17 protein-coding genes are annotated in these 19171 nt (G+C 58.3%); 14 read left to right on the forward strand and 3 right to left on the reverse strand.

The annotated features are described in order from the left end of the window. From WD429_RS05345 to WD429_RS05395, 11 genes are all read left to right on the forward strand, one after another. Positions 1 to 1145, forward strand: a 1145-nt coding sequence (locus WD429_RS05345) for a type VI secretion system Vgr family protein (RefSeq protein ID WP_368421141.1), incomplete at its 5' end; no start/stop codon positions are given. After that, positions 1145 to 2011, forward strand: coding sequence for a DUF4123 domain-containing protein (locus tag WD429_RS05350; RefSeq protein ID WP_368421142.1), 867 nt, complete (start codon positions 1145 to 1147; stop codon positions 2009 to 2011). The genes WD429_RS05345 and WD429_RS05350, both read left to right, overlap by 1 nt. Continuing rightward, positions 2004 to 4871: a toxin VasX gene (locus WD429_RS05355; RefSeq protein ID WP_368421143.1), complete on the forward strand. Its 2868-nt coding sequence runs from the start codon at positions 2004 to 2006 to the stop codon at positions 4869 to 4871. Before WD429_RS05350 ends, WD429_RS05355 begins: the two co-directional genes overlap by 8 nt. After that, positions 4846 to 5721: a hypothetical protein gene (locus tag WD429_RS05360; RefSeq protein ID WP_368421144.1), complete on the forward strand. Its 876-nt coding sequence runs from the start codon at positions 4846 to 4848 to the stop codon at positions 5719 to 5721. The genes WD429_RS05355 and WD429_RS05360 overlap by 26 nt, the downstream gene beginning before the upstream one ends. A gap of 286 nt (positions 5722 to 6007) precedes the next feature. Beyond that, complete coding sequence (locus WD429_RS05365; RefSeq protein ID WP_368421145.1) at positions 6008 to 6175, forward strand: DUF4124 domain-containing protein; 168 nt, start codon at positions 6008 to 6010, stop codon at positions 6173 to 6175. Between the two features lie 5 nt (positions 6176 to 6180). Then, the gene (locus tag WD429_RS05370; RefSeq protein ID WP_368421146.1) at positions 6181 to 6306 is read left to right on the forward strand and encodes a hypothetical protein; all 126 of its coding nucleotides are present in this window, start codon (positions 6181 to 6183) and stop codon (positions 6304 to 6306) included. A gap of 41 nt (positions 6307 to 6347) precedes the next feature. Continuing rightward, positions 6348 to 7229, forward strand: coding sequence for a DNA ligase (locus WD429_RS05375; RefSeq protein WP_368421147.1), 882 nt, complete (start codon positions 6348 to 6350; stop codon positions 7227 to 7229). A 134-nt stretch (positions 7230 to 7363) separates the two neighbouring features. Then, positions 7364 to 7687 (forward strand): YqjD family protein, encoded by a 324-nt coding sequence (locus WD429_RS05380; RefSeq protein WP_368421148.1) that lies wholly within the window; start codon positions 7364 to 7366, stop codon positions 7685 to 7687. 2 nt (positions 7688 to 7689) lie between these two features. Then, positions 7690 to 8220 carry a hypothetical protein gene (locus WD429_RS05385; protein ID WP_368421149.1) on the forward strand — a complete coding sequence of 177 codons (531 nt, stop codon included), beginning with the start codon at positions 7690 to 7692 and terminating at the stop codon, positions 8218 to 8220. A gap of 124 nt (positions 8221 to 8344) precedes the next feature. Next, positions 8345 to 9253 carry a lipase family alpha/beta hydrolase gene (locus WD429_RS05390; RefSeq protein WP_368421150.1) on the forward strand — a complete coding sequence of 303 codons (909 nt, stop codon included), beginning with the start codon at positions 8345 to 8347 and terminating at the stop codon, positions 9251 to 9253. Continuing rightward, the gene (locus tag WD429_RS05395) at positions 9250 to 9531 is read left to right on the forward strand and encodes a hypothetical protein (RefSeq protein WP_368421151.1); all 282 of its coding nucleotides are present in this window, start codon (positions 9250 to 9252) and stop codon (positions 9529 to 9531) included. Before WD429_RS05390 ends, WD429_RS05395 begins: the two co-directional genes overlap by 4 nt. Before the next feature lie 57 nt (positions 9532 to 9588). Here WD429_RS05395 and WD429_RS05400 read toward each other — a convergent pair whose 3' ends face one another. From WD429_RS05400 to pdsR, 3 genes are all read right to left on the reverse strand, one after another. Further along, the gene (locus WD429_RS05400; RefSeq protein ID WP_368421152.1) at positions 9589 to 12522 is read right to left on the reverse strand and encodes a transporter substrate-binding domain-containing protein; all 2934 of its coding nucleotides are present in this window, start codon (positions 12520 to 12522) and stop codon (positions 9589 to 9591) included. A gap of 125 nt (positions 12523 to 12647) precedes the next feature. After that, complete coding sequence (locus tag WD429_RS05405; protein ID WP_368421153.1) at positions 12648 to 14645, reverse strand: ATP-binding protein; 1998 nt, start codon at positions 14643 to 14645, stop codon at positions 12648 to 12650. Positions 14646 to 14648: 3 nt separating this feature from the next. Further along, the gene (gene pdsR, locus WD429_RS05410; protein WP_368421154.1) at positions 14649 to 15350 is read right to left on the reverse strand and encodes a proteobacterial dedicated sortase system response regulator; all 702 of its coding nucleotides are present in this window, start codon (positions 15348 to 15350) and stop codon (positions 14649 to 14651) included. A gap of 232 nt (positions 15351 to 15582) precedes the next feature. On the opposite strand from pdsR, the gene WD429_RS05415 reads away from it, so the two are divergent. The 3 genes from WD429_RS05415 to WD429_RS05425 are packed head-to-tail and all read left to right on the forward strand — an operon-like array spanning position 15583 to position 19070. Further along, positions 15583 to 17712, forward strand: coding sequence for a marine proteobacterial sortase target protein (locus WD429_RS05415; protein WP_368421155.1), 2130 nt, complete (start codon positions 15583 to 15585; stop codon positions 17710 to 17712). Beyond that, positions 17709 to 18320 carry a class GN sortase gene (locus tag WD429_RS05420; RefSeq protein WP_368421156.1) on the forward strand — a complete coding sequence of 204 codons (612 nt, stop codon included), beginning with the start codon at positions 17709 to 17711 and terminating at the stop codon, positions 18318 to 18320. The genes WD429_RS05415 and WD429_RS05420 overlap by 4 nt, the downstream gene beginning before the upstream one ends. 48 nt (positions 18321 to 18368) lie before the next feature. Continuing rightward, positions 18369 to 19070, forward strand: a complete 702-nt coding sequence (locus WD429_RS05425; RefSeq protein WP_368421157.1) for a lysophospholipid acyltransferase family protein — start codon at positions 18369 to 18371, stop codon at positions 19068 to 19070. Positions 19071 to 19171 lie beyond the last annotated feature (101 nt).

Here is a 19171-nt window from a genome sequence, read left to right on the forward strand (position 1 = left end):
TGCTCACCAGCATCAAACACACCGGCAAGCAGCCCCAGGCGCTGGAAGAAGAGGGTGGTAGCGGGGCCACCACCTACCACAACACCTTCCACGCCGTGCCCGCTGACCGAACCTGGCGCCCACAGATCACCCACAGACCGCTGATGGACGGCCCACAGATGGCCCTTGTCACCGGTCCCAAAGGCGAAGAGATCCACTGCGACGAACACGGCCGGGTGAAAGTAAGGTTTCCGTGGGATCGGCGCCTGCGGCCAGCAAAGGTAGAGAGCGGCAAGAACGATGAACACTCAAGCGCCTGGCTGCGCGTCAGCCAGGGCTGGGCCGGCGGCCAATACGGTTTTATGGCTCTGCCCAGAATCGGCCACGAAGTCATCGTCAGCTTCCTCGACGGCGACCCGGACCAGCCGATCATTACCGGAAGAACCTACCACGCCACCAACACCCCGCCCTACGCGCTGCCGGAGCACAAAACACGCACCACCTTAAAAACCAAGACCCACAAAGGCGAGGGCAGCAACGAACTGCGGTTCGAAGACGAAGCGGACCAGCAACAGATCTACGTTCATGCCCAGAAAGACTTGGACCTGCTGACCGAGAACAACCGCACCGAAGTGATCAAAAACGACAGCCACCTGACAGTCGAAAACGATCGAAAGGCCCACATCAAGGGCAACGACCACCAAACCGTGGATGGCGAAAAACGCGAACAAACCGGTAAAGACCACAGCTTCAACGTCACTGGCACCCTGCACCTGAAAGCCGGTACCGCCTGGCTCAGCGACTCCGGCACCGAACTGCACATCAAGGCCGGTCAGAAGGCCGTTATCGAAGCGGGCGCGGAAATCACCCTCAAGGCGGGTGGCAGCTTCGTGAAGATTGATCCCAGTGGCGTGGCCATGGGCGGGGCGGCGATCAAGATGAATGCGGGTGGGGCACCGGGGAAAGGGAGCGGCCAGAAGGTTCAGGTGCCGGAGATGCCTGGGTTGGTGGAGAAGAATGGTGGGGCTGTTGAACCTGCGGAACTGCCTGAGGCTTCCCAGAGGCTGATGGCCAAGCCAGACCAGGTTCGCGCCATCAAGAATGCCGCGAATCAGGGGAAGGGAATTTGCCAGGTCTGCTCATCAGAATCACAAGGAGTGGTTTGATGGGCAAGCTGGCCGGACTTCCTGGCACGGGTAAGGCGTTCATCCTTATTGACGGCGCAAAAGTGAATGACCTGCCCCAGGTTATCTATCGTGAAACAGAAACACCTCATTGCGACGCGATCTACAGGGGAACTGAACTCGCAGATCTGCTGGAAATCTCACCCTGGCTGGTTGAAGCGGGAATGGATAGCCCCCTGGCGCTCAAATGTTTCGAGGAATCGAAACATCAGGGTGTCGCCATCGCATTGCAGGCTGACTGCCATTTTGAAGAGCTAATGAGCCACTTGCGTGGATTGCTGATGGCCAGGTTGGTCACGGGTGATGAGGTTGTTTTTCGGTTTTATGACCCTGAAATCGCGCGTCATCTGTTGAAGCTGGATTCGTCAGGTGACGATGTGAGGCGATTGATGGGGCCCTGCAGTCTGTTTGCTGTTCAGGATCGCCGCACGGGTGAGTGGGGGTACTTTCACAATACGCAACCCGATAGTGAATGGCACGCAGAGATGTTCACTATTCGTGAGGAACATCAGGTTGCCATGGAAAGAGCGGTGGAACAGACAGCTCTAAGGAAGCTCGAGCTTCACGTTGCGAATTATTTTCCTGATTTGCTTCAACAGCCCGGTGCAGATGAGCGGGATTGGGGAGTGGTTTCTGCTCTAGTCGACGCGGCAAAAGCGCGGGGGCTGTACAGTACCCGTGATATCGCCCTGTTTATCAATACCATTGGCTGGCTTGGGCACTCTGCATTCGAAGACAGTGAAGTGCGGAATCTGTGGAAAGAGAGTTCCGCAGCTCCAAGCAAAGCCATAGCACGAGTTGCAGAATTCGCTGAGAAAAAGTCAACGGAGGGACTGGTTCATGGGTAGCGCAAACAGCTCAGCGTTTCTACAGGGTAATGATGATATCGATTCAGCGGCACAGATGTGTCCGCTCCAGCTCAAAACCGTTGCGTTGTATCCGGTGCGCTGGGCGATCAGTCAGGAAGAGGTCGCTTTGCCCTCCAAATTCCGTCCGCCTGCCGTGGCACTTGGAACCACTCATTACTGCGTTCGAAAACTCACGCCTGGTTGGGTCTACATGTTCTCCGAAGTTTTCGGAACGCTGCATGAATACCGAGTTAATGAACAAGGCCTGATAACCGAAGTACAGCCCGGTGTGAACTCGGTACTGCTTCCAGATCTTGATGCGCAAAGTGCGTTGCCTGCCATACATCACCCTGCGGACGGAAAGGTGCTTCTGAAATTCGTGCAGCATCGGTGGACGGTACGTTTGCAGGAACTTGTGCGAACGGATGCGCAAGTTCGTGAAGAACAGATGCAGTCGTTCGACTTGAGCTGGCTTCCGAACAATCGTGAAGGTGTAAATATCCGTGAAACCGAGGCCATAAACGGAGTGGTTGAAGATTTCCGGCCAGAGCCAATGGATTTCGAGTGGAGCCTGACGGATTTCGCACAAGGTGTCAGTGAGTCGGATTTGCAGGGGCAGTGCAAGAAAGAAACCGAATTCTCGTACTGCATCGCCCTTGACGATGAAATTGGTATCACCTCCGAACTGGGCCAACTGCATGCGCTTCATGTAAATCTGATTACGAACTACGCGGAGGAGAACGCATACGCCTACACCACCTCCCAAATGGTGGACGCGCTCATCGCCCGTGAGGCTAGTAAGAAGGACTCTGAAGGCGACCAACAAGAAGTCACCCAGGAACTGAAAGAACGAATTCGTTCAGGGGAAAAAGACGCCTTCGTTGAAAGCTATCACAAACAGATTGAAGAGTATGACCAGGCCCGGGCGCGGGTATTCGATGACTGGAAGCGGTGGATCGACTCCGACCAGTTGGCCAGGAAACTGGAATTCAACGACTGCTACTGTGCAGAAGGGTTCGAGGCGGTTGAGCAGGAACTGGCGGATATACTGGACGGCTATGTCGGTGCCGAAAAGGGCAAGGACGACGCCGAACAGTGGCTGGAAGCGGACGAAGGCGAGGCCGGCACGGTCGGCAACATGCTCAACACCGCGTTGTTCCTGGCATCGGCCACCAATGGTATTGCCCAGAAGCTGAAAAACCTCCCGGGCTTTGACTATGGGAGCCTGAAGATCGTCGACAGTATCTTCGACATGCCGGCGCATGTGCGAGTGAGCACTGCCACCGATGTTCTGATGCTGGAATTTGCCGCCCCCGCCGCCAAGATGGGAGCCTGGGCAAAAGACCCTCAGACCTGGCCGCAGTGGAAAAAATGGACCAAGGCGGTCCAGAAACGCTATGGCATTGATGTCCATCGGCAGGGAATAACTCTGAATACCGCGACGGACCTGCTCACGGCGGTCCACCGCAAATCACTGGAAGCCGCTGGCCATAACCTGTCTGAACTTACAATGACTCCCCTGGCCGCAGGCATGGCGGATGCAAGGATCAGGAATTACCTGAGCGGCACCCTGATCGACATGTTCCACCTGACCCCGGACTTCAAGGACAATCCTTTTGGCTGGCTCCATACCCGGCTGGACCCAGTGGTTGAAAACATTAAGCAGAACCGGGGCAAGTTCATTGGGGCCGTAACCTTTTTTCATGCGATTAATGTGGCAAGCCTGTTTTCCGGCCTGGATAAGACCCAGAAGGATGTGATGCTGGGCGACCGATCCGTCATCGATCGGTGGGGGTACTTTGCATCCGGCCTGCTGAGCATCGGCGAGGGCGTGGTTAACCTCAGCGGGTTGCTGATCAGGGAGGAATACGCCAAAGCCATAGGGGCTAACCTGTCAGCGGTCGGGGCAAGGGTGTCGATGGTCTTTGGTGGGGTAAGAATGGCTCAGGGGTTGGCTGAGCGTGCAGTGAGTCTTGTGAGAGCAACAGTAAAATACCTTCCCTATGTTGGTGTTCTACTGGCGATAGGTCTGGAAGTGCAGAGGGGCTTCAAGGCCTTGGACACAGGCCATCACACAATGGTGGCCTTGGCCGGAGCCCAGATCGGGCTAACCATAGGAATCACCTCTCTGGCTTCATTGGCCGTGGTTGGTGCCGTGACCACCGGCGCGGGCGTGGCCGTTGTGCTCGTGGTTGGTGCAGTTCTGATTGCAGTCTCCTTCGTCATCAGCATGGTACAGCTTTATATCGCCCGGTCCCGGATCGAGGATTTCCTCTCACTGTCATTCTGGGGCAACGCGCCCACGCTGCGTTACTGGGATGACCAGTCCAGGCCATCGAGCGCGGAACTGCTGGAGGAAAGCCGAACGGTTATTTCTCAGGATGAAGGTGTTGATGTCCGGCGTTATTTTGAAGCGGAACTGGATGCATTTTATTACATGCTGTTTTCTCCCATTGTGCGGGTAACCGAGCACATCGGTCGGCATTGGGATATAAACCGGGGTGAGCATCAGGTCATGTCCGAAATGACCTCCTTTGTGGTGTATTTGCCGGGTTATAGTGATGGAACCTGCACGTGTTCCATCAAGCTGTTCGAGGTGGACACGAACTGGTTTGCGAAAGATGAACCGAGCGATATCTCAGACTTGTTTGACAGGATGAAGCACTTAGAGGCCTCCGCTGAGGGGGTTCTATATCGGTTTGACCACTACAACCACAACAAGTGTGACCAACTTGAAATGCTGATTGAGTACGAGAAGGACGGCCGCAAAGTCACGGGTGAAAACGGACTCCGTATTATCCTGAATGGAAACGATGTAGAGGAACTTGGTGTCGATGAAAGACTCGCCTTTGAAGTGTGATTTTCCGGAAACGGATCTGGAACAAGAGCTGAAAAAAAAGCTGTACCGCACTCACGGTGCGCGGCTTGCCTGCCCACCGGCCAGAAAAGTGGCAGATGAGTCCGATTCCTCAGAAAAGATGAGCTCTATCGTCGCCTATATCAGTGAACCATTTATGGACATCCGGACGGCCTTTCTAGCCTTTCGATCAGGGCAGTTGGTTGTGGTAAATCTGTTCATGGTAGCGGTGCTGGCATTGGGTTGGATTATTAGCCTGTTTTATTCGAAGGCGTTGCTGGCGGTATTGGTTGTTTTCGGGCCTGTCTGGGTGGCCATCTATCTGTTCGAGATTTTCTTCCCGCTCACGCTGCCGGTCCGGATCGACCGAAAAGAGGGGTTCGTCTACGTCGGGCACCGGGGTACCTTTTATCGGATTCCTTGGGACGAGCTGGAGGTAACCTTTTCCTACAACTGGCAGTATCTGGGTTCCGGTGTTGTTTGGGAACGGCAGTACTACGCCCACCTGTTCATGAGGGAAAAGCATTATTTTTGCGGGAAGCGCCCTAAGATGCCGCTGCAACGCAAGAAGATTTTAACCGGATTTAACGAAGGGCGGCTGTACAGGAGTTGGAATTATATTGTGAGGTATTATAAAGACGGGGTCATGGAAGAGGATGCTGATAATCTTGCTACAGCTAATTTTGACTCGATTCGTAAGGACCTAGCTTCCAGTTCAATAGGAAAACGTATAGTCGAGTACTCCCTCCTTGTACTCTTCATGCCGAACATGATTTGGTGGACATATACACCCTTAAAATATAAGTGGCCTAAAGAGGTTGAGGAGATTTTTGGGGAGTCCAATAATTACTGATTCATTCACCAGAACCAAGAAGTTCTCCTCGCGGCTTTCAGCTCCTTGCTTTTCCCCTCATTGAATTGTTCGTGAGAAGGGTGGCCGGAAAATCACGGGTGAAAGCGGGCTTCGGTTCATTCTGGACGGTAACGATGTAGAGAACTTGGTGTCGATGAAAGACTCGCCTTTGAAGTGTGATTTTCCGGAAACGGACCTGGAGCAACAGCTGGGAAAAATTCGATAAGATGCGCAAAAAATGCCTGATAACTTTTGGGTAGCTGTTCATCAAACAGGAAAAGTAACCATGAAAGGACTCCTGGTCTTCCTTTGTCTCCTGACCCCCTCCGTCACTTGGGCCGGGGTATACAAATGGGTAGACGCGAACGGCCAGAGCCATTTTGGTGATCGGCCGCCGCCAAGCGTCAGGCACAGAAGCAGGCAGAGCTGTGTCGGAAATTGCAGGCACGGCTGAAACACATGGACAGCATTTCGACGTTTTATAATCTGAACGATGAAGGCGAGCAGGTGTTTGTTTCGGAAGCTGAGAACGACATCATTCGTGAGCGTTTTCGCGCAAAAGTGGCGGATACCTGCGGGGGCTGACAAACGGACCGCTCAATCTCAATATAGGCAAAGGAGTTGCCATGATTTTTCTGTTACCGGCGGCGGTTGCGCGCGGGTTGGTGCTTGCAGCGGCGCTGTTGATGGCCACAGGCGTTGCGGCCTCGCCGCCGCAACTGACACTGGCGACGGTGTATGACAAGGGTGTGGACCTTGCCGATTACTGGGTCAGTGAGAAGTACGACGGTGTGCGGGCGTTCTGGGATGGCACCCGCTTTCTGTCCCGGCAGGGCAACGAGTTCCGGGCTCCGGACTGGTTCATTCGCGACCTGCCATCCCGTCCGCTGGACGGTGAATTATGGATGGGGCGTCAGCGGTTTTCCGAACTGTCCGGTGCGGTCAGGCGCGACGATCCTGAAGAAAGTCAGTGGCGACAAATACGGTTCATGGTGTTTGACCTGCCCGGCAGCACGCATCCGTTCAGTGAACGGATTGGGCAAATCCGGGCGCTGGTCGGCGCTGCCTCCTCACCTTATCTGCGAGCGGTCCCTCAGCGGCGGGTGGCCGGGCACGCCGAACTGATGTCGAAACTTGATGGGGTTATCGCCGGGGGTGGAGAGGGGCTGATGCTTCGCCACGGTGCCGGTGGTGATGGGTACGGGCGGTCGGATTCGCTGTTGAAGGTAAAGCGTCATGACGATGCGGAAGCGACGGTGGTTGGCCACTTGCCGGGAAAGGGGAAGTATCGGGGGCAGTTGGGCGCACTGCTGGTGGAACTTGCGGATGGCCGTCGGTTTCGCCTTGGCAGCGGCCTGAGCGATGCCGAGCGCGCTGCCCCGCCCCCGCTCGGGGCCACGGTTACCTACAAGCATTTTGGCTACACCAGCACCGGGCTGCCACGATTTGCCAGCTTCCTGCGGATTCGTGCTGACGAGCCACCGGTGGCTGCCAACCGACAGGATTAAGTGAACGTCATGCCGGTTTTCGGTGCTTGTGCTACCTTTAAAGTGGCTTTGATTGCCAATGTGGCCTGTCGTGAAGCCTTTATAGCCGTTATTCGAATGCCGCAATACAGAGTCAATCTGACAGGAGGCAGGAAATGGAAGCGAAATCTGCACAAGATGAATACAACCGTGTGAAAGACGATGTTCAGGCGCTGAGGGATGACCTCGCCAAACTGACCAAAGCCGTCGCTGATGGTCAGAAAAGCAACATCAGCAGCCTGCGTGATGAGATCCGCCGTGAGAGCCGTGAAGCTATGGATCACGTGCGTAAGCGCGGCGATGAAGCCATCACCCGTGCCCGGGATGCCAGCAGCAAGGCTGTACACGATGTGGAGCATCAGATTGAAGAGCGGCCTTTTCTCAGTATTCTCATCATGTTTCTGGCCGGGATACTGGTTGGGCGTCTGCTTGATCGCTGATCATGCTTGATTCTCCAAAAATAGAGAATGCTGTGCGCAAGGCCGTAGCGGCCGTGCTGGGTATTTTGCTGGCCCTGGTCTTGCTCACCGCTCTGCTCGTTACTGGTTTCTATTTGTTGGTCAATGCCGCCACCCTCGCCCTTGCCCCATTGGTGGGCGAGCCGGCGGCCATGGCCATCACTGGGTTTGCATGCTTTTTATTGCTTGCCCTGGTGTTCTATCGTCTGACCCAACCGGCGAGAAGTGACGGTAAAGGGCAGTCGGCCAAGGCAGGCTCCAGTTCGCCCATTGGCGTGATCCGGAATTTGATCCGCAACAACCCGCTGGAATCCGCGCTCGCTGCCTTTGCGCTCGGTGTTGCCGAGCAGAGTGACCCACGGCTGAAGTCTTTGTTGCTGCAAGGCGGCATGGCGTTGATGAAAGAAGCGAACGCCGAAGCGGGTGAGGGGGGGAGCAGCAGCAACGACGAAGCTCCCGCCGATGAAGAGCCATTGGCCAAGGCAGAGCCTTCAGTCGATCAAGGGTCTGCTTAGTGAAACTGAGGGCGCTTTTGAGCGTCAGTTGCTGTCACGCCTCAGTCTGACGAATATTCAGCCAATCGCTACTGTGAGCATCGGAGTACACTGACGCCTGATATTCAACTCCGAGCGAGCAGACATGAAGGCAGACACCGGCCCGAACTGGCAAAGCCACGCCTCAGCCATTTTCAGTGGTTTCCTCGGGGATTGGCTGGAGGCACGTAACAACCCGCTGGCGGTGCCGATGGAGCTGTTCCATGAGCATACGCCAGTGGCTATTCATGCGCCGCTGCTTGACGCTCCGGGGTCCACGCTGTGCCTGTCCATCCACGGCTTGATGGAACTGGAATCGGTGTGGGCCTTTCCCGGTGACAGGGGGTTCAGCTACGGCTCTCTGCTGAACAGCGCTTCCGGTCAGATCACACCCCTGGCACTGCGCTACAACACCGGAAAACCAATCTATGAGAACGGCGCGGCACTGGCTGACATGCTTGAAGAGCTGGTCTCGGCCTGGCCGGTTCCGGTGGAACGCATCATTCTTATCGGCCACAGCATGGGCGGGTTGCTCATCCGCAGTGCCTGTCATCACGGTCAGGTGCGGGGCGACCGTTGGGTGGAACGCCTGAGCGACTGTGTCTATCTCGGTTCACCCCACGATGGTTCCTGGCTGGCCAAGGGCGCAAAATCGGTTGCCGATCTGCTCGGCCGGGCCCCGCGCGATTACATGCGCGTGGCAGGGGAGGTGATTGATTTGCGCAGTGAAGGTATCCGCAACCTGTCCAGGGGTGAGGTAGTGCCTTCGGATCAGGGGGAGCCTCCGTTATTGCCCGGTTCAAGGCATTTCGTGGTGTGTGGCCTGCTGTCCAATTCCCGCAGGCACCCGGTCAACACGCTGTTCGGGGATGCGCTGGTTCACGAGTCCAGTGCCCGCGGCCAGGAACGCTCTGGTTGGCGGCTCGCCGGCACCGCGAGTTTTCCGGGGGTCGATCATTTACGCCTGGCGCATCATCCCGATGTCGCTCGGCAACTGGTGGAGTGGCTGCTATGAAAACGCAAAACGCATCCGGATATGACTGGTGGCTGGGCGTTGCCGACGTGCTAACGCAGGGTATCTCCCAGGGGGCCCAGAAGCTTGAACGCGTGCACCTGTCCATCGCCGACGAGACCTTTGACCTGCTTAGTCGCAGCCCCATTACCCGGCCGTGGAGTGAAGTGGTGCGGACCACCCATCACTCGATAACCCGGCTTTCCTATCGCAGCGTTGCAACCGTGGCGACCCATACCGGCCAGTTGCTTTCAGACATAAATGGAAATCTGAACTCATAAGGATTCAAGCGTAGGAACTATAAAACCAGTCTTGCCTGGTGTTGCTGGTTTTCGTCGTTATGAGGCGATTGTTTTTACCTCCAGCCGGTTGCGGCCATTTTGTTTGGCGAGATAGAGTGCCTGATCCGCACGCCGGAGAAATTCCGCCGACAGGGTTGTTGCCCCCGGAATGCCAATGGCCAGGCCGATGCTGATCGTGAGTTCCACCTCCTGCCCCGAGCAGATGCCCCGCGTTTCGGCCACCGCTCTGCGGAAACTGTTCAGCCGATCAATCATGTCGCCTTCATCCGTGTAGGTGGTGAACACCACGAATTCTTCCCCGCCAAAACGGGCAATACGATCGGTCTCCCGCCTGAAATGCGCACGCATGGTTTCCGCCAGGGCCTTCAGACAGATATCGCCGGTTTCGTGACCGTAGGTGTCGTTGACCCTCTTGAAATGATCCGCGTCCACCATCGCCACGGCGAAGCCGGCCTGATGCCGCTGACACCACTGAAAACTGTGATTGAGCTCCCGGTCAAAGTAAGCCCGGTTGCCCAGTTGGGTCAGGTCATCGGTGACGCTAAGGTGCGCCAGCGTGGCATTGGCCTGTGCCAGTTCCTTGTTCAGCCGGTTGAGCTTGCGGTTCCAGTAGAATAACAGGGCGAGTATTGCCAGGGCCCCCAGTAAGGTCTGCCATACCAGTGAGTAGTCTATTTCGTGGGGCAACTGGACGGATCGCCACTGACCGTCCAGGTTTTTGCGTTCTTCGGCACTCAGGCTGGCGACCAGTTTTTGCATGATGCCCAGAAGAATGGGTTCATCGTTGCGGGTTGCCACTGACAGCGCCCAGTCGGCTGGAATGCGCCCAAGGACCTTGAGATCGGCCAGGCCAAGCTCCTGCATATGGTGACTGGCCGTGGCCAGGGTAGTGATGTAGCCATCCAGTTCCCCCTCTTGCAGCAGCCTCAGGCCCTCATATTCATCGTCCACTTCCACCAGCTCAACGCCGGGTGGCCGCTGCCTGAGCAGTTCGGCGTAGGCGTAATCGCCAACAATGCCGACCCGCTTCCCGTCCAGCTCCCGCAGGCGTTCGATGAAGGGTGCCTCGATGCGCCCGATGACCACGTTGGGAATGTGCAGATAGGGTTCGGTAAAGCTCATGAAACGGGCGCGCTGAGGCGTTTTCATAGCCAGCGGGAACAGATCGCAACGGCGTTCTCTGGCGGCCTCCACTGCGGTTTGCCAATCGGTGGCGGGGTACACGCCAAAGCGGATGCCTGAGCGGTCGGCAAACAGCCGGAACAATTCCGCTGCCAGGCCAATGTGGCGGCCACGGTCGTCAATACCTTCCAGTGGCATCCAGTCCGGGTCGACGCATAAGATCAGCTGCTCGTTCCGTTGCTGGAGCCATTGGCGCTCCTGGTCGGACAGGGTTATGTCGCCGGTGCCTTCATGAGGACGGTTGAAGGCCGCCCCGAGCCAACGATCTTCAATGGTGCGCTTTTCGGTAGGGCTGATCGCGGCAAGCGCCTGGTCAATGATGTTGGCCAGAGGTACCAGCGCTGGCCGGACACCGAAACGCAGGTCTTCGCCGGGTATGGTCCCGACCGTCAGTTCGCCCGCGATCCGACTGCCGCTGATGCCCAGTTCGCGAATCCAGTAATTGCCATTCGGCAGTGCCGCGAGGGCAACGTCCAGAGTGCCATCGGCTAGCGCCCTGAACAGGTTGCGCTGGGAGGCGAACGGGCGTGCGTTGTCCGCCAGTTGCTCCCTGATTGTGGGTGCGTAGTATATCCCGGCACCAAAGCCAACAGACAGGCCCTGCAGATCGTCCAGATCCTCGAAGACCAGGTCATTGTTCAGGGTAAACGCAACATTCGGGATGATGTGATACGGCTCGGTAAAATGGGTAAATTCGGCGCGTTCCTCATTCATCGACATGTCGGCCAGCACGTCGATTTCACCTCTCCGGAAGAGCTCCAACAGTTCAGTCCACTGGCCGCCGACTGGAATCACCTGAAGACCGGTCAGGTCCCCGACCCGCTGCAGAATATCAACGCTCAGGCCTTGAAGCCGACCACTGCCATCGAAGCTGAAGGGCGCATAGTCCTGCATGATGCCCACGCGGATGGGGCCCAGCTGCTGAACATAGTGCTGGTCAAACGTGTTGAGGCTGAAACTCTCGGGTTCGGCGATGCGCGTGCCACCGAATTCCTGCCATCGTTCCAGCAGTTCATTGATGCGGGTCTCCGGGATTGCTTCCAGACCCTGCTGTAAACGCTGAAACAGGGCCTCGTTGGTTTTCAGCACGCCAATCCGGAAATCCTCCTGTGCCAGGGTTCCCAGCGGTGCGGGGCCGGCAACGTCAAGATAGCGAAAGCCGGCCAGGTTGGCGTAGTAGTTCAGCGTCAGCTCCGCACCAAAAATGACATCGACCCAGCCAAACGCCAGGGCACGTATCAGGCTCGGTAGCGAATCGTAGGTGTTCAGATTAATGTCGTTTTCAACCAGTAGGTCGCGATAGTAGATGTCTGCTACCACGCCTACTCTGAGCGGCATCAGTTGCTCCAGGGAATCGATATCCCCAACCGGCCGTTCCCGGTCATGCATCAGGTAGGTCTGGCGAACGTGGTAAGGCGTGGTGAACAGAATGTCTTTGGCCCGATCTTCACTGAACGATATTCCGTCAATGGCATCAAGCTCTCCGTTAATAAAGGCCGTATAGATCTCAGGCCAACTGCCGGCGCGCAAGGCAAAGGTCACCCCGGCGTGACGCTCCACCTCTTTCAGGATGTCGATGGAAAACCCCGCGCCCTCCCGGCCGGTCATGGAGGAGTAGGGCAGGTTGTCCGACACAATGCCAATCGAAACCGTCTCGGTTTCCTCGGCAGCCACCGTTGGGCTCAGCAGGATGATCAGCAACAACACCATGGCGGACAGGCACTGGCCCATATCCGTTGGGCGGAGGTGCGGGGCGCGCGAGGTGCGCGACGTGATGGGTGCGCTCATCGGATCTCATCATTCCTTGATATACTGATTCGTCAGTGTAGACGGCCTACCTTGATTTTACCCGTACCGATAGGCGTCGTGGTTTCAGGGAACCCTAAGGAGCGGGTCTCCCGTCAGTTTGCCGGCTAGCCTGGAGTGTATTGAGGCAGAGAGACGGTGAAGCGCACACCGTTATGCTCGTTGTCGGCGCGCACCCGGCCACCGTGATGTTCGCTGATCAGCCGCACGATGAGCAGGCCTTGCCCGAGGTGGCCGGCCTGTTGTTGCTCCCGCACGGACATGAAGGGGGCGAAGATGTCAGACCCCGGCCCTTCCGGTAATTGTGAGCCTTCGTTGAACACGCTTAATTCGAGGTGGCTGGTGGTGGCCTGTAGCCGCACCTGAATCAGCCCGCCCGTGGCGGTAAAGTCGCGGGCGTTGTCCACGAGTTTGTCGAGTAGTTGCACGATCAGCTCCGGTGAGCCGTGCAGGTTGGCATCCGTGGGTGGGCCCTGGTAAACGATCTGGTGATCGGCGTCCAATTGCTGATAGGCGTGAGTGGTCTGGTCGATGACCTCCGCCAGATCGAAGGTTTCCTTCTCGGCATGGTCGAAGCTCTGCTCCAGGCGGGCGGCTTCGCTCATGCCATTGAGAATCTGGCTGAGCCGGTCGGTGGCAGATGCGGCGCGTTCGATGTAGCTGGCGCGTTCCTCGTCGGAATCGGTGTGGCGCAGGTTCTCCAGGGAGGAGCGAACCACCGCCACCGGCGTTTTCAGTTCGTGTGAGAGCCGGCGGGAAAAGCTTTCCAGGTAGTCGTTATAGCCGTGCAGGCGGTTGACCATCTGTCCGAAATGCTGCTGAAGCTGCCCTAATTCGTCCCGGGTTCTGGTTTCCGGGAGGGTGCCAACAATGCGGCCGTCGTCGTCAACGCTGGTGCTAACCGCCCGCTGCAATCGGGTAATGCGCCATGACAGCCAGCTGACATAGCCCAGAAGTATCAGTATCAGCCCCACCACGAGCAGGGCGCTGCGGGCAATGACCGAACCCAGGGTGTTGCCCGACAGCGCCAGCAATTGGTCCAGCGATTGCTCAAGCACCAGGGTGCGGCCACTGAAGACCGGTTGCGTCACCATCAACAGGGTGTCGCCATTGCGATGGCGCACCAGACCGTGTTCTGGCAGGTTTTGCGGGTCAGGCTGGATGGCGTCGTCGTCAATCGGCCGGGGGTCCGGCTGATAGAAGCGTACCAGTGCTCGCAGGCCGTTCAGCGCAATCTGCTCCACCACCTGCGGCGGGCTGAGGGTGTCAAACTCCGGCCGGGTTTGCTGGCTCGCCAGGGCCTGGCGTGCGATGACCCAGCCGTCCGGTTCCAGTATGCGCAGCTGCTGGCCGCTGGCCATCTGAGTGGCGAGCTGTTGTTCCAGTGCATGCAGGCGCTTGACCAGCACAGGCGCTGGGTTGAGGGACGTGCCGGCGGACGCCATGCCGTCGTCGCCGGGCCATTCGGCAACCAGTCCAAGATGGCTGCGCTGCTCTGGTAGCGGCAGCTTTAGTTCCAGCTGGTAGCCTTGTTCGACGTTCACCCACTGCCCGGCGATCTGGTAGTCCTGTTGAGGCTCCGTGCCGGCGTTCACCGCGCGTATCCTGCCGGGGGCGGGTTCCCGGATCAGCCATTCCGAGGTTTCCCCTTCCGATTCAAGCAGCAGGCGCAAACGGTCATGGGGCTGGTCGGGGGAGCCAGGATTGAAGGGCACCATGGATGGACGCTCTACTCGTGCCAGCAGGTACAGGTGGCGGCTGTCTGTCGCTGCCTGCCAACGCAGCGTCGATGACTCCACCCCGTCTGGCTGCCACTGCTGTTGCGACTGTTCCTCGTCGTACCCCGGCCAGTCATCCCCGTAGCCATCGGTCCGCGGGGGCCGGTCAACCGGGTGGGCGTAGATCACCGGTGTGCCTTTGGTGACAACGTCGTTGCCGATCAGCAGATCGCCGGCGGTTGCCGACATTCGCCGGGCCTGCTCCTGCAGTTGCTCGGTGGCCTGCTCCCGCAGGGCTTCATCCAGGTCCAGTACAAATTGCAGACCGGCCCATGGAATCATCAGCATCAGCAGGCTGGCGATGAATAGCTGGCGCTTCAGGGTCAAGGCTTATACCTCATGGGCGTTCCAGCGATACCCCATGCCATAAGCGGTCTGGATGCCGTCGAAGTGGCTGTCCAGTTGCTGGAATTTGCGGCGGATGCGTTTGATGTGGGAGGTCACCGTGTTGTCGTCCAGAACCGTGCTGGCGGCTTCCATCAGTTGGTCGCGGCTACGTACGTGGCCGGGGTGCTGGACCAGGGAATGAAGCATCCAGAACTCGGTGACGGTCAGCTCGATGGGCTGTGCCTGCCAGTCGACGGTCATGCGGTCCACGTTCAGGGTCAGCTTGCCGCGTTCGAGCACTTCATCCGGTTTTTTCAACGCCTGTGCCCAGGCATCGGCGCGGCGGAGCAGGGCGGTAACCCGGGCCAGCAGGTGATCCATACTCATGTCTTTGGTGACGTAATCGTCGGCACCCAGGCGCAGGCCATGGACGGAGTCGATATCGCTGTCCCGCGCGGTGAGAAAAATGATCGGCACCGTCGCCGACAGGTTTCTCAGGTCCTGGCAGAGAGCAAAGCCGCCTTCGGGTTCGTCTCCCAGCCCGACGTCGATAATGGCCAGGTCTGGCAGCGCGGTGCGCATCACCTGGAACGCGCTTTTGCGGTCACCGTAGGCCGACACGCGATACCCGCGGCGCTCGAACGCATCGCGGTAGTTCTCACGGATGGCAGGCTCGTCTTCAATCAGGGCAATGTGTCGTTTCATGGGTCGCTGGGGTCCCGGTGGATAGTTCCGGTCAATAGTTCCGGTGAATGACAGGCCCTATTTAACCACGCTGTCGGGTCAGAACAAGGCAAACCGGCGGGTTTGCCACAATTCATCATTTTCTCATCGCCTGAATGTCAGATTCCGCCACCTGGGCGTCGTTTCGTTGCGTTGAAATACCAGCATCCAATACCACCCGGCGCTGCCGGCCCCAAAAAAGAAAGGATGCACAATGATGCTACCAACGACTCTGCTAAGGCTGGAATTCAACAAACCCGAACTCAACGCCGTCCGCGTGAAACGCTGCTGCGAAGGTGTGTCGCTGTGGCTGGCGGTCATGCTGCTGTTATTTGTTCACCCCCTTTACGCGGAGGCAGCCCAGGAGCCGGGAGCCTCCGGAGCAGGTTCTGGCAGGCTGGAATTTGTGGGTGCCGACGGACAACGACAAGGCCAGGCCACGTTGCTGAACACCGATTATCAGGTGCGAGTCAGCGGCCTGATGGCTGATACCCGGCTGACCCAGAGTTTCAAGAACTCCAGCCAGCAATGGCGGGAAGGTGTGTTCGTGTTTCCGCTGCCAGAGAAAGCCAGTGTTTATGGCATGACCTTGCGCGTGGGGGAGCGTGAAGTCATCGGTGAAGTTCGTGAAAAGCAGCAAGCCCGGCAGCAATACGAGGCCGCCAAAAAAGCGGGCAAGAACGCCGCGCGGGTCGACCAGCAACGACCGAACCTGTTCACCACCCACGTGGCGAATATCCCGCCGGGCGAATCCATCACCGTGGAACTCAATTACCAGCAGACCGTTCGTTACCAGTCCGGGGAATTCGAGCTTCGACTGCCCACCACGCTGACGCCCCGCTATATATCCGGTGCACCGCTTGCCGAGCCCCCTTCGCAGTGGCAAGGCGGCTGGGCGACCCCGACAACCGAGGTGCCGGATGCCGATGCCATCACCCCGTTCACGGTATTGGCGGACGATGTTGGTGACCAGAGCCACCGTGCCACCATTCACCTCGATATCCATGCGGGGTTGCCGGTGGCTGAGGTCACCAGCCCGAGCCACGCGCTGACCAGTACCTGGGACGGCGACCGGGTATTGGTCACGCCGGAACAAAGCCGGGTAGTAATGGACCGGGATATGATCGTGCGGTGGTCGCCGGTGCGGGGGCAGGAGCCGTCTGCCGCTGTGTTCCATGAACAGTGGCAGGGCGAGGATTACCTGCTGGCGTTGCTGGTGCCGGGCCTGAATCGAGACCGCAACTTGCCCCGCGAGCTGGTGTTCGTTATCGATACGTCCGGCTCCATGGCCGGACAGTCCATCGGCCAGGCCCGAGCTTCGCTGTTGCGAGGGCTTGATACCCTGTCACCGGATGATCGCTTCAACATCATTCAGTTCAACAGCCAGACCCAGTCACTGTTTATGCAGGCGGTGCCGGCCAGCGGCCATAATCTTGTGCGGGCGAGGCGTTACGTCGAGGGTCTGGACGCCAACGGCGGTACCGAGATGGCACCGGCCCTGGATGCCGCGCTGAGCCAGAAGCGCCAGCAGGAGCACGCGGGGCAGCATGTCCGTCAGGTGGTGTTTATCACCGATGGCGCGGTGGGCAATGAAACGGCGTTGTTCGATCAGATCCGGCGGCAGCTCGGTGATCGTCGCCTGTTTACCGTTGGCATCGGCTCTGCCCCGAACATGCATTTCATGCGGCAAGCGGCGCGCTACGGCCGTGGCAGTTACACCGCGATCAGTGACGACAACGATGTCGCCGGGCCCCTGAACGACCTGTTCGCCAAAATGCAGTCACCGGTGCTGACCGACATTGAGGTGGACCTGTCGGACGCCAGCGCCAGCCCGGAAGCCTACCCGGCCAGGCCCGGTGACCTGTTTGCCGGCGAGCCTCTGGTGCAGGTGATCCGTGGTGTTGGCGATGGCGGCGGCCTTGGCGTATCAGGGCGGTTACCGGACGGCAGCCGTTGGCAGACTGCTCTGGACCTGTCCGGCGCGGCACCGGGCATTGGCCTTCACCGTCATTGGGCTCGGGAAAAGATCGACAATGTGATGGACCGGGGGTTGTCCGGCCAAGTCAATGACGATGAGAAACAGCAGGTCCTTGAACTGGCGCTGGCGCATCAGTTGATCACCCGGTTCACCAGCTTTGTGGCAGTGGATCAAACGCCGGTCCGCCACGCGGCGGAACCGCTGGAAACCGACCAGGTACCCACGTTACTGCCAGCGGGAAGCAGCGCGACCCTGTTGCGCTACCCGCAAACCGCCACTCTGTCGCCTTTGCTGATCGCGCTGGGGTTGATGGGGCTGATGTTCTCGGTCGCGGCCTGGATGCTGCAACGGCGGGTGTTCGCATGAATCGCCTGTGGCTGCTGCTGGTGATGACCTTTGCCACCGTGCTCACCGTAGGGCTGTGGATTCCGCTCAAGGCGGTGGTGGCCCAGGAGCTGTTGGAGCTGGCCTGGTCTGAAAGCCAGGCGCGGCAAGTGGAAACCCGCCCCTGGCCGTGGGCCGATACCTGGCCGGTGGCGCGCCTGACCCTGCCGGAACTCGACCAGTCAATGATCGTGCTTGAAGGGGCTCATGGTGAAAGCCTGGCGTTCGGGCCGGGGCAGGTGCTCGGTCATGCCACCGGGCCCGGGCCAGTGGTGATTGCCGGGCATCGGGACACGCATTTCAGCAGCTTGCGACATCTGGCCTCGGGCAGTGAGCTGAAGCTGCAGACCCGCTCTGGCAATTGGCATCACTACCGGGTTGAGAGCGTACGCATTGTCGACAGCCGCCACGAGCACATTGATACCGGCCTGCTGGATGACAATACCCTGTTACTGGTGACCTGCTACCCGTTTGACAGCCTCGATAACCGTGGCCCCCTGCGCTATGTAGTAGAGGCCAGGTCCTCGCGGGCACCAGTTGCCGCCCAGGGTCCCGATCCCATACAAATTGATACTGTTGCAGGGCTATGAGTATGGCTTACACTTGTGCGCCACACGTCGTCAATGAGTTGTTGTTCCATGGGTGTTCTGAGAAAAGTTCTGGCCTGGCTGAGCGTGCCGGTTATCTCTGTTTTTGCGTTTGTGCTGTATCTTGCGCGACCGTTCAATCCGGATAATAACCGGTTGTACGGCTGGGTGGTGGCCAAGGTTGGCCGTTTCCTGCTCGGCATGAAAAGGCCGTTGACCGGCGCGGAGAACATGCCGTTTGATCGCCCCACCGTGGTCATTGCCAACCATCAGCACAATGACGACCTGTTTTTAATGGGTGACCTGCTACCGCCCCGCACGGTGGCGGTGGGGAAATCCGCGCTGATCTGGGTGCCATTTTTTGGCCAGATTTTCTGGTTGGGGGGCAATGTCATCCTCAATCGCGCCCGCTCTCACAAAGCCATTGCGGTCATGCAGGCGACCACCAATGCCATCACCCAGGATCGTAAAAGTCTCTGGGTGTTCCCGGAAGGCACTCGCAGTCGCGGGCACGGGCTGCAGGCCTTCAAGAAAGGCGCGTTCCACGCTGCCGTTGCATCCGGTGCCCCCATCACCATGGTGTGTAACAGCGAGTACCAGGATGTTGCGCGTGGCTGGCTTGGTCGTCGTGAACCGGTGCGGACCCGCATTTTGCCTCCCATCGAAACCGCACACCTGACCTCAGACGACATTCCTGCGTTGGTGAAGCGTTGCCATCAGGAGATGAGTGAGGCCATCGCGGCCTTGTCCTGATTGTACCCACAACGCACTCACCACTCACCGATAACCGGATGTGCTTGAAGCAGCACAGAAAACAGGGCAGTCTTTCGGGGTCTGAAGCATTCGTCCGAAAG

Source organism: Marinobacter sp., assembly GCF_040904845.1.
Classification (GTDB): domain Bacteria; phylum Pseudomonadota; class Gammaproteobacteria; order Pseudomonadales; family Oleiphilaceae; genus Marinobacter.

Coding starts and splice junctions, on each gene's coding strand:
- WD429_RS05350 (WP_368421142.1), top strand. CDS start 1,145: ATGGGCAAGCTGGCCGGACTTCCTGGCACGGGTAAGGCGTTCATCCTT.
- WD429_RS05355 (WP_368421143.1), top strand. CDS start 2,004: ATGGGTAGCGCAAACAGCTCAGCGTTTCTACAGGGTAATGATGATATC.
- WD429_RS05360 (WP_368421144.1), top strand. CDS start 4,846: ATGAAAGACTCGCCTTTGAAGTGTGATTTTCCGGAAACGGATCTGGAA.
- WD429_RS05365 (WP_368421145.1), top strand. CDS start 6,008: ATGAAAGGACTCCTGGTCTTCCTTTGTCTCCTGACCCCCTCCGTCACT.
- WD429_RS05370 (WP_368421146.1), top strand. CDS start 6,181: ATGGACAGCATTTCGACGTTTTATAATCTGAACGATGAAGGCGAGCAG.
- WD429_RS05375 (WP_368421147.1), top strand. CDS start 6,348: ATGATTTTTCTGTTACCGGCGGCGGTTGCGCGCGGGTTGGTGCTTGCA.
- WD429_RS05380 (WP_368421148.1), top strand. CDS start 7,364: ATGGAAGCGAAATCTGCACAAGATGAATACAACCGTGTGAAAGACGAT.
- WD429_RS05385 (WP_368421149.1), top strand. CDS start 7,690: ATGCTTGATTCTCCAAAAATAGAGAATGCTGTGCGCAAGGCCGTAGCG.
- WD429_RS05390 (WP_368421150.1), top strand. CDS start 8,345: ATGAAGGCAGACACCGGCCCGAACTGGCAAAGCCACGCCTCAGCCATT.
- WD429_RS05395 (WP_368421151.1), top strand. CDS start 9,250: ATGAAAACGCAAAACGCATCCGGATATGACTGGTGGCTGGGCGTTGCC.
- WD429_RS05400 (WP_368421152.1), bottom strand. CDS start 12,522: ATGAGCGCACCCATCACGTCGCGCACCTCGCGCGCCCCGCACCTCCGC.
- pdsR (WP_368421154.1), bottom strand. CDS start 15,350: ATGAAACGACACATTGCCCTGATTGAAGACGAGCCTGCCATCCGTGAG.
- WD429_RS05415 (WP_368421155.1), top strand. CDS start 15,583: ATGATGCTACCAACGACTCTGCTAAGGCTGGAATTCAACAAACCCGAA.
- WD429_RS05420 (WP_368421156.1), top strand. CDS start 17,709: ATGAATCGCCTGTGGCTGCTGCTGGTGATGACCTTTGCCACCGTGCTC.
- WD429_RS05425 (WP_368421157.1), top strand. CDS start 18,369: ATGGGTGTTCTGAGAAAAGTTCTGGCCTGGCTGAGCGTGCCGGTTATC.